Here is an 11,788-nt window from a genome sequence, read left to right as displayed (position 1 = left end):
TTGGACTGATATGAATATGTATTCTGGCGGATTTACGGCTGAGCGATTATACCGTCCTGAGGTAAAGATAATCGCTGAGCTGCAATTGCAAGGGCTAACCAAAGATGAAATAAGAGAAAAAGTCTTTAATGATAACCTACTTCAATGTAGAAGTGCTGCTGCGATTAAGGACATATTTCCTAGAGTATATCGAAGAGCTGACTACTTGGATGAGACTTTAAAGAAAATATTGATTAATGGTTCTCGTTCTGATCAAAACGCGTTATTACTCTATCCGTTTTTAAGGCATTTTGCTTTTCCGCAAGAATTAGTTTTGGAGCTTATCCATTATAATAAGAAGATGTATAGGGATGTCATTACGGATGGAAATGTAGAATCGTTTATTGATGAGAAAGCAGAACATCATGAATCGGTTCGTAATTGGACGGAGAAGACACGTTATAAAATCAAACAAGTAACATTAAAGATATTAACAGATGCCGAGTTGTTGGCGAAGGACGGGAAAGAATATAAAATAACACCGATTCCGCTAAGTAAAGACTTGAAGCAGTATATAAAACAGAACGAACAATATAATGATTTATTATTATATACGTTAAATGATTAACGGAGGAACGATGTGGATATTCAAGAGAAACTAAACCATTTATCCGATGAGATACAAAAGGAAGACTTTTTAAAAATGAGGGGACTTGGGAATGAAGTTCCTTATTTCATCTTTGCCTACTCACCTGAATTCGAGCTGTTAGTTCGTCAACGTGTGAAACATATGATCAAAAACCTTCCGATTAAAGTCCGGGAAGTTAATTTGCTGCAAACAACAATTTCTTTGTTTGATGATATTGGCTTGGAGGGCTTGAAACAATTTGAAGAAGAAGAGGGAACTGAAGAGCTGTTAGAGGCTATTCGTCCGACGATTGAAGAGGAAGCATTAGTGGATGTAATAGGTGAGGTGGCAGATGAGGCAGAACTTGTTTTCATTACAGGGGTAGGCAGCGTCTTTCAATTGGTGCGAACCCATGAACTTTTGAATCAATTGCATGCCAAAGTAACGAATACCCCCATCATTATCTTCTATCCTGGTTCCTATACAGGGCAAGGTTTGAAACTATTTAATGAATTTGAGACCAATGGATATTATCGTGCTTTTGAGATATAAGAAAGAGGGAGAGGACACAATTGCTACAAGATACGATTACGATAAAAGAGCTGTTTAAAAAAGACATCGATCGTGAAATTAATGGAGTGGTTCAAGCAGGGCAAAGTGACGAGAAAGTTGTTCAGGATGAGCTGGAGGAATACGTCGTCACAAAAGAGATTCATGAAAACATGCTCTATTTTTATGACAACTATGTTTATAGCTTAACACACGATACAACGAAAATCGGTGCATGGATTTCTGGTTTCTTTGGAAGCGGTAAATCGCATTTCTTAAAGATATTATCTTATTTACTAAATAATGAAACAGCCATGGGGAAACGGGCGGTTGATTACTTCATTGACAAAGGAATAGATGCTCGTTTGCTCGCTTTAATGAAAACAGCAGCCAGCTATGAAAGTGATTCCATTTTGTTTAATATCGATTCCAAAGCCGCTGCTGGCAAAAGAGATAAAGCCATGATTGTAGAGGTATTCCTGAAGGTATTTAATATTTACTTGGGATATTCCTCAACATTATGGATTGCTGATATAGAACGTCAATTGGATGATGAAGGTATTTATCAAGATTTTGTCAAATACTTTGAGGAAATTGACGGTAATCCATGGAAAGAATCACGTGCTAGAATCAAATTGAAACGTAAAGCGTTTATCGGTGCTTTAGGACGTTTAGGATACGATGAAGCAACAGCAGATGGTCTACTGAAATCGGCTACGACAAATTTTGAAATCAGTTCGGATGATTTAGCTAAGTTAATTGCTAAATATGTGAAGAAGAAAGGTGATAATTACCGTTTAACCTTCCTAGTCGATGAAATCGGACAGTATATTGGAGATAACAATGATTTAATGTTGAATCTGCAATCTGTTGTTGAAGACATCGGAAACTATTGTGATGGGAAGGTATGGGTCATTGTAACTTCTCAAGAACAATTAGATTCTGTCACAAAAATTGCTGGTCATGATAATTTTTCGAAAATCCAGGGACGTTTTGGCACCAAGATTCATCTAACAAGTTCCAACACTGATGAAGTTATTAAAAAACGTTTATTGGATAAGAAACCAGCAATGGCAGATAGTTTAAAAGTAGACTTTGATTTAAGCGGTCAAAGCGTGAATAACACGTTAATGTTTGATGATAAATGCGTACTGCTGAATGGTTATAAAAATGAAGAAGAGTATGCAGCCATTTATCCCTTTGTTCCATATCAAGTAGAATTGCTGCAACGAGTGTTCAATAAAGTTCGTCAACAAGGAGAAGCAGGAGCCCACCTTTCTAAAGGAGAACGTTCTTTATTAAATGCTTTCCAGGATGTGGCTGTTCTATTGAAAGACAAGGAAAAAAGTGAGTTAGCACCATTTTCGGCTTTTTATGATTCGGTCAAGCGGTTTTTAACCACTTCTGTTGCTGCGACCATTACGAATGCGAAGCAGCGTGATATTGAGGACTTTGATGTAGAAGTGCTTAAGGTATTATTCATGATCAAGGGAATCGATGAAATTAAAGCAACTGTTGAAAACATCACTACCTTAATGGTAGATAGCGTAGATTGCATTAAAAATGAATTGGAGAAAGATATTAAGCGAGCACTGGTACGTTTGCGCAGCAAGTTATTAATTGCGGAAAACGCTGATCGTACGTTTGTCTTTTTGAGCGACGATGAGCAAGAAATGACTCGTGAAATTGAAAATGAACCGATTAATGAAGCGAATGTTCAAAATGAGTTGCAAAAGTTATTCTTTGATGATGTAGTTTCTATGCGTGCCTATACGTATCAAAAGGTAAGGAACTTTGATTTTTACAAAAAGTTCAATAGCGCCGATCGTGGAACGCGTACGCAGGAGCTGGCTTTGCTCGTCTATACAGGTGATGATTATACAGCTGATCAAGCGAGAGCAAATGCTAATTCAGGAAATCTTATTTTATATATTCCTGAAGAGTATGTAGAATGTTTTTACAGTCCAATGGCATATGCCCAAAAAATAACTGTGTATGCGGGTAAAAAAATGGGATCGAGTTTAACGGAAAGACAAAGACGCATATTAGAAGATAAACGCCAGCAAGTGAGTGAATTCGAATTAAAAGCAAAAGATGCCTTAATTGAAGCAGCATCCAATGCGATTTATTTCATCCAAGGTCAAGAATATCGTTCCTTTACAGGCTCTATTGAAAATCAAGTGAAATCTGCCTTTGAAAAACTGATTATGAATACGTATGGGAAGTTGAGTTACATTACAACACCTATTAATGTAAAAGATGCTGAGAATACAATATCGGAATATGCCCGTTCCGGAATTCCATTTGAGTTGGACGGTCTACGCCGTAATCATAATGCCTATGATGATGTACTGCGTTATTTGGATGAACGCCGAGGCAGACAAGTCATTCATTTAAAAGGCTTGATTGAACAATTCGGAAAAGCGCCAAATGGTTGGAACGACTTAGATATAATTGGTCTTGTAGCGGGATTATTACATGATCATAAAATCAAAGTAACGTATTTGAGTGAGCTGGTGAAGAGAGACGATATTCAATTTGTATCACGGATGCTGAAAGTATCGGAACGTGAAAAATTCATTATTGAAGCTGTCGTTATCGTACCACAACGAATCCGTAAAGATGTAATCGATGTCATGAAGGATGCATTTGAATTTTATGAAGTAGGCGAAACATACGAAGAAATTGCAAGAAACATCCGTGAACAAATAGCGAAACAATATAAAGAACCTATTGCCAACATGTTAAGTAAGAAGGGATACGAAGACAGCATTTATCCCTATCCGGAAGGAACAACTCTATTACGGATTCGTAATTCGTTAGATGACCTGTTAAGTGAAACGAATAGTGAACGTCTTGTGGAAGATTTTATTAACATGGAAGATGACTTTATTGATTGGTCAGAAGAGTTGCTGGATATTCGCAGTTTCTACCATGGGAGTGCAATAAGACATTTTGATGATAGTGTCAAGCTACTGAAAGAGCGTGGTGATGATATTGAGATTGCAATTGACGATTCAACAGTTCAAGCGGTTAAAAATAAAATCATCAACATCCTTACAATGGAAAAACCATATGATTATATCTCAGAATTACCTGTTTTGAATGGACGGTTGAGAGAAGCTTTAAATCACTATGTCAAAAAAGAGCTAGATAAAAATGTGCAGGAGCTTGAAAAAATTAAAGGTAAGATGTTGAGTTTATTAAATAGCTATGATTTGGAAGAAATTAAAGAATTAGTGAATAAACAAATTGCGGAATTAGAAAATCGAATAGAACAATTAAAAGCTACGGAACGCATTTCACAAGTTTACGTATATCGTCAAGCGGCTGATGCAAACTATGATCGTTTAAATATAAGAGTGAAAGAATTATGGGCGCAATACATCGCTTCAAAAGGAAAAGATGGCGGTAGTTCGGATGAAGGCATTGTCACTCAAGTCGTTACACTATCACCAACAGAAGTACTGCACAGTGAAGTAACAATAACAAATGAACATGAACTAGATGAGTTCATGGAAAAGGTCCGTGAAGAATTGGTACAACAGCTGCAAAGCGGTAAACACATTAAAATCACACATTAAAGAGGAGATTGACCGATGGACAAACGCGCGTTAAAAGGATTTGCCATATACGCTCGTAATGAACTTCGTCGTCAAATCAGCCTACGTGCCGCAACCTTTGGAGTAACATCCAAAGGTTGCGTTCCTATGTACGTTGGTTTGGATTACGTAGAAGTGAACAACGAGAAATACCCCTTGTCATTCAGAAAAAGCTTTGAGAAGCTATTTCGCGAAGTAGACGTGAAAGGTTTTAACAATGTCATTGAAGAGGTGGCCTACACATGGTTTAACCGACTAATTGCACTTCGATATATGGAAGTGCATGATTACCTCCCATCACGTATTCGTGTGCTATCAAGTGAAACACCAGGAAAAATTGAACCGGATATTTTAACAGAGTATCATCATTCAAATTTCCCTGAAAGAGTTGTTTCTGGTGTAAGTAAGCTTTTAGAACAAAACGATCGAGAAGAGGCTTATCGTAAATTACTAGTGGCACAATGTAATGAATTGCATACAATCATGCCATTCCTGTTTGAACAAGTGACGGATTACACAGAATTGTTACTGCCGGATTCATTACTGCATGTGGACTCGTTGATTAATAAACTTGTTCTTGATTTAGAGGAAGCCAACTTTAAAGAAGTTGAAGTGTTAGGCTGGCTATACCAATACTATATGTCGGAACGAAAAGAACAAGTGGGTGGTTTGAAAAACACAGCTGTTAAGAAAGAGGACTTACCAGTTGTTACGCAACTTTTTACGCCAAAATGGATTGTACAATATATGGTTCAAAACTCATTAGGAAAACTGTATGATGAGTGGAAACCAGTAAATGAATTAGCTTCTAAGTGGGAGTACTATTTAAAATCCTCTGAACCTCTTCCAGTACCTAATATAACTAAATTAGAAGATATTAAATTTATTGATCCTGCCTGTGGATCAGGACATATTTTAGTATACGCCTTTGATGTATTGTATGCTATGTACGAAGAAGCAGGGTATCGGGAACGTGATATACCTCAATTAATTTTAGAAAATAATCTATACGGAATTGATATAGATAAAAGAGCCATACAGATAGCAAGCTTTGCCCTAATGATGAAAGGCCAACAAAAAAATAGACGTTTCTTGCGAAAAGCACATGAAATAAAATTTAATATTATAGAGTTTATCGATAGTGAAGCAATCTCTGAGGAAGCCATTTCTTTTTTAAAGGATTATATAGAAGATACAAATATTGTTGAAGAGGTAACAGTGCTGTTTGAAAACTCTAAGCAATTTGGCTCATTACTTGTACCACAACAAACAGCAGAATATTATCAGCAATATATTGAAATTATTGAGAACTTTAATTTAGAAACAGTTGATTTAATTAATGAGGCGTATATTCTCGAATTGCAGGAGAAATTACTTCCTTTATTAAGACAAGCGTATCTATTGGCGACAAAGTATGAGGTCGTTGTAACTAATCCACCTTACCATAATAAGTATAATTCTTTTTTGAAAAAATTCATGGATAAACATTATAAGGACTATAAGTCAGATTTATATTCTGCATTCATATATCGTTGTTCACAAATGACTAATAAAAATGGTTTTGCCGGATTAATGACACCCTTTACTTGGATGTTTATAAGCTCACATGAGAAACTAAGATATTTTATTTTAAATAATCAAAGTATATCAAGTCTAGTTCAACCAGAATACCATTCTTGTTATGAAATTGCCAACGTTGCTGTTAGTACATTTGTATTACACAATCAAATAAATGAAACAGAAGGGCTGTATATTCGTATCGAAGAAAAGGGTGCAAATTTACAATGCGAGTTTGTAAAAAAAGCGGCTAGTAAAGAACATGTAGAATATCTTTATAAAATTAAGACAAACGAATTACAATCCATACCAGGTATACCTATTGCTTATTGGGCTAGTAAAAGAGAACTTGAAATCTTTCGTAAGGAAGAGTTGATAAAATCAATTGCAGAACCTAAGGCGGGATTAGCAACTGGCGATAATAATATTTTTCAAAGACATTGGTTTGAGGTATCGAAAGATGATATTGGCTTTGAATACTCAAATATAAGAGATACTTTATCTTTAAGGCATAAGTGGTTTCCATGTAATAGTGGTGGTAACTTTAGAAAATGGTATGGTAACAATGAAATGGTTGTTTATTGGTACAACGATGGAGAAAAAATAAAAAACTTTAAATCAGATAATGGTAAATTAAAATCTAGGCCTCAAAATACCTCTTTTTATTTCAAAGAAGGTCTAACATGGACAAAATTAAGTTCGTCTAAATTTGGCTCAAGATATAAAGGTAAAGGTTTTATTTTTGATGATACCGGAAGGTCCGCTTTTCCAAAAGATAAAGATCAGATACTATATATCTTAGGAATTTTTTGTTCGAAAATAGCATTTAATTTTATGAGTAAACTCAATCCCACTCTAAGTTTTACTAACGGTGATATTTCCCGGATACCAGTAGTTTATACTGGAAAAATAGCGATTGAACAAATTAAGCTGATAGTTACTAAGTGCATCTTTTTTTCACAAACAGATTGGGATTCCTATGAAATATCATGGGATTTCAAATGCCATCCATTCATAACATATCGGAACGGTGCACCAACGTTAGAAACCTGCTATACAAACTGGGAGTCTCATGCCGAATCCCAATTTCGAGAACTGCAACAAAATGAAGAAGAACTCAACCATATCTTCATCGAGCTTTATGGGTTGCAGGATGAATTGACGCCAGAGGTTACAGACAATGAAATCACAGTTCGTCGTGCGAATCGAGAACGTGATGCGAAGAGTTTCCTTTCGTATTGTGTTGGATTAATGATGGGGCGTTATTCGCTTGATGAAGACGGTCTCACTTATGCTGGCGGGGAATGGAATCAAACTAAGTATAGGAGCTTTAACCCCGATGAAGACGGTATTTTACCATTAACGGAAAATGTGTATTTTGAGGATGATGTGGTCAGCCGCTTGGAAACTATTTTGGTTATGATTTTTGGACAAGATACTTTATCAGAAAATCTTCGTTGGTTAGCAGAATCTTTAATGATGAAGAGCAATGAAACGCCAGTGGAGCGTCTGCGTCGTTATTTCTTTGATGAGTTTTTTAAAGACCATTGCAAGATTTACAGTAAGCGTCCGATATATTGGATGATTGATTCAGGTAAGAAGAAAGGTTTCCGTGCACTTGTGTACATGCATCGTTATAATATGGAAACGTTGGCGAAAACGCGATTCCAGTATGTACAGGATCTGCAAGAGAAACTGCGTGCGGAACAGCGTCGTTTGGAACAAGATTTGATAAATTCAGATTTGACGGCTGCGATGAAGAAACGTTTTAGTAAGCAACTTACAACTATTAAAGCCCAGCAAGAGGAGCTTGTCGGGTTCGATAAGAAACTAGCAGAATTGGCGAATCAGCGAATTGCGTTGGATTTAGACGATGGTGTTGTTGAAAATTATAAAAAGATACAGGACGTATTAGCAACTATTAAATAATCAAAAGGTGTGTCGAAGTTGGATAAAAAGAAATTAAAAGAATTTGCGATATACGCTCGTAATGAACTTCGGCGTCAAATCAGCCTGCGTGCCACAACCTTTGGACTAACATCCAAAGGCTGTGTTCCTATGCACGTTGGTATAGATTACGTTGAAGTCAACAATGAGAAATACTCAATTTCATATAGAAAAAGCTTTGAAAAGCTATTTCATGAGGTGGAAATAAAAGGTTATGATAATGTCATTGAAGAAGTGGCATATACATGGTTTAACCGACTGGTTGCTCTTCGATACATGGAGGTACATGATTACTTACCATCTCGTATTCGAGTGCTATCAAGTGAAACGCTTGGGAAAATTGATCCGGATATTTTAACAGAGTATCGCCACACTTATTTCCCTGAAAAGATTGTTTCGGAAGTAGGTACTCTTTTAGATCAAAATGACCGTGAAGGGGCATATCGTAAATTATTAGTAGCTCAATGTAATGAGCTACATACAATAATGCCTTTCCTGTTTGAACAAGTGACAGATTACACAGAGTTATTGTTGCCAGATTCATTACTGCATGCAGATTCGTTAATCAATAAATTGGCACGTGATATGGATGATAATAACTTTGAGCATGTAGAAGTAATTGGTTGGTTATACCAATACTATATATCTGAAAAGAAAGATGAAGTATTTGAAGGTCTACGTAAAAATAAAAAGATTACAAAAGAAAACATTCCAGCTGCGACTCAGTTGTTTACCCCGCATTGGATAGTTCGCTATATGGTAGAAAACTCTGTTGGACAAATGTGGTTAGAAAGTCATCCGGAATCCGGCATCAAAAAAGAGATGACATACTATGTTGAACCGGCTGAACAAGAGGAAGACGTTCAAAAGCAATTGGACGAGTTGAGAAATCCAAATCTTCGTCCCGAAGAAATTACTATACTTGATCCAGCATGTGGATCAGGTCACATATTAGTATACGCCTTTGATTTACTATATAAAATTTATGAAGAACGTGGTTATTCACCAAGAGAAATTCCTACGTTGATACTAGAGAATAATTTATATGGAATTGATATTGATGATCGTGCTGCGCAATTAGCATCTTTTGCATTATTAATGAAAGCACGTGAGAAATCCAAACGAATCTTCCGTAATCCACCCAAATTGAATGTAATTTCCATTCAGGAATCAAATGATATACCAAGTGAAGCTGTTGCCGCAGTGTTAGGACAAACAACTGGTGAAAATGTCGAAATTAAAACTTTGTTTGAAGGATTTATTAATGCAAAAAATTATGGTTCCATACTACAACCTAAAAAGATTGATTATGATACTTATTTAGCAAAAATTAATGAGCTACAAAATTCTTCTAAACAAATGGATTTGGATATTTTTGAAGTTTTTGAGCGACTTGAAGAAATTAAGCAATTGTTTGTACAAGGAAAGATGTTGAGTAGTCAGTATGATGTGGTTATTACCAATCCACCGTATATGGGAGCGAAAGGGATGACCTCCGAATTAAATCAATATGTGAAAAAACATTATAAGGATTCAAAATCAGATTTGTTTGCAGTGTTTATTGAAAGAGTTATGATGTTTAATAAACTTAATTCTTATTCAGCCCTTATTACTATGGAGTCTTGGATGTTTTTAAACACCTTTGTTGATTTAAGAAAAAATCTATTTGATAGTTCGTTTATTACTAATTTTCTACACATGCCGTATGAGGGGCGTGGAAGGACAAGTTTAGGGATAAATTTCGGAACTTCTGCATTCGTTTTTCGGAAAACTATTATGCCTTTTTATAAGGCTATCTACCAGTGCATAAGGTACTATGAAATAGATAGTGAAGGAATTCCAATTAAATTTCCTACTATAAATGAAAGATTCAATTCTTTATCTCAAATAAAATTTTATGATACACCTGGAGTATTAGTAACTTATTGGATGACTGATGCTGTCCGAAAGTTGTTTTCAAAAAATGTTAATTTGTTTGACTATACAATTTCCGCAAGTCAGAATGTAACAGGCAATAATAGTAGATTTTTACGTTATTTTTGGGAAATAAGTACAGATAATTATATGCTCAATGGAGGTAAATGGAGATTCTATGCAAAAGGTGGAGGGTTTAGACGTTGGTATGGTAACTTATCAGAGTTAGTAGACTGGTCTGAAAATGCCAGAGAAATATACAGAACTGGACATGCTTCTCAAATAATACCAAAAGAATTTTGGTATAAAGAAGGTATAACATGGGGATTAATCACAAATGCTATCCCTAGTTTCAGATTGCTTCCTAGTCATGCTACTTTTGATAAGGGAGGATCAACGATTTTTGTGAAGAATCAATTATATTCTAGTCTAATACTTGGTATATTGAATTCTAAGATAGGACGGCATTTTCTTGAATATCTTGCTCCGACTCTAAATTATCAAGTTAGAGATATAAGGAATATTCCATTTAATATAAGTGAGATCCAGAATTTCGAAAGTGTTGATAAATTGGTAGAAAAATGTGTTAGTTTAGCTAGAGTTGATTGGGACTCGTTCGAAACCTCTTGGGATTTCGATTGTCATCCATTACTAACATACCGAAAAGATGCACAAACATTAGATTTCTGCTACTTAAATTGGGAATCTCACGCCGAATCCCAATTTCGTCAATTGCAACAAAATGAAGAAGAAATAAATCGCATCTTCATCGAGCTTTATGGCTTACAAGACGAACTAACACCTGAAGTGCTAGATGAGGAAATCACAGTCCGTCGTGCAAATCGAGAGCGTGATGCGAGAAGTTTCCTTTCCTATTGCGTTGGCTTAATGATGGGACGATATTCGTTAGACGAAGATGGTTTGGCTTATGCTGGCGGGGAGTGGAATCCAACTAAATATAAGACCTTTATTCCAGATGGAGACGGTATTTTACCGCTAACGGAAAATGTGTATTTTGAGGATGATATAGTCAGTCGTTTGCAAACGATTTTGGTTACAATTTTTGGACAGAATACTCTATCGGAAAATCTCCGTTGGTTGGCTGAATCATTGACAATGAAGAACAATGAAACGCCAGTAGAGCGATTGCGTCGTTATTTCTTTGATGAGTTTTATAAAGATCATTGCAAGATTTATAGTAAACGCCCGATTTACTGGATGATTGATTCCGGTAAGAAGAAAGGTTTACGTGCACTTGTTTACTTGCATCGTTATAATACTGAGACACTTGCGAAAACACGTTTTCAATATGTTCAAGATTTACAGGAAAAGCTACGTTCGGAACAGCGTCGTTTGGAGCAAGATTTGGTGAATCCGGATCTGACTGCTGCGATGAAGAAACGGTATAGTAAGCAACTTACAACCATTAAGGCACAGCAAGAAGAGCTTGTCGGATTTGATAAGAAACTGGCTGAATTGGCAAATCAGCGAATTGCGCTGGATTTGGATGATGGAGTTGTTGTAAACTATGCGAAGTTACAAGATGTGCTAGCGAAGATTTAATGTATTTAAGGCGCTTCAGTTCCATAATAGGAGCTGGAGCGCTTTTTAT

At 36.0% G+C, this 11,788-nt stretch carries 5 protein-coding genes; all 5 read left to right on the top strand.

The features are described from left to right. Positions 1-10 precede the first annotated feature (10 nt). From AC4D4B_RS13710 to pglX (AC4D4B_RS13690), 5 genes are read left to right on the top strand one after another with little or no spacing between them, the layout of a single operon-like run. A complete protein-coding gene (locus AC4D4B_RS13710; RefSeq protein ID WP_491000239.1) occupies positions 11-607 on the top strand; it encodes a DUF1819 family protein in 597 nt (198 codons plus the stop codon). Between the two features lie 12 nt (positions 608-619). Next, the gene (locus AC4D4B_RS13705) at positions 620-1,159 is read left to right on the top strand and encodes a DUF1788 domain-containing protein (protein WP_491000238.1); all 540 of its coding nucleotides are present in this window, start codon (positions 620-622) and stop codon (positions 1,157-1,159) included. Between the two features lie 20 nt (positions 1,160-1,179). Further along, positions 1,180-4,740 carry a BREX system P-loop protein BrxC gene (brxC, locus tag AC4D4B_RS13700; RefSeq protein WP_491000237.1) on the top strand — a complete coding sequence of 1,187 codons (3,561 nt, stop codon included), beginning with the start codon at positions 1,180-1,182 and terminating at the stop codon, positions 4,738-4,740. A 15-nt stretch (positions 4,741-4,755) separates the two neighbouring features. After that, positions 4,756-8,244, top strand: coding sequence for a BREX-1 system adenine-specific DNA-methyltransferase PglX (gene pglX / locus AC4D4B_RS13695; RefSeq protein WP_491000236.1), 3,489 nt, complete (start codon positions 4,756-4,758; stop codon positions 8,242-8,244). A 9-nt stretch (positions 8,245-8,253) separates the two neighbouring features. Beyond that, positions 8,254-11,739, top strand: coding sequence for a BREX-1 system adenine-specific DNA-methyltransferase PglX (gene pglX, locus AC4D4B_RS13690; RefSeq protein WP_491000235.1), 3,486 nt, complete (start codon positions 8,254-8,256; stop codon positions 11,737-11,739). Positions 11,740-11,788: the final 49 nt, after the last annotated feature.

It is taken from the genome of Pradoshia sp. Z6_59 (genome assembly GCF_058267515.1).
This window is presented reverse-complemented; position numbering and strand designations above follow the sequence as displayed.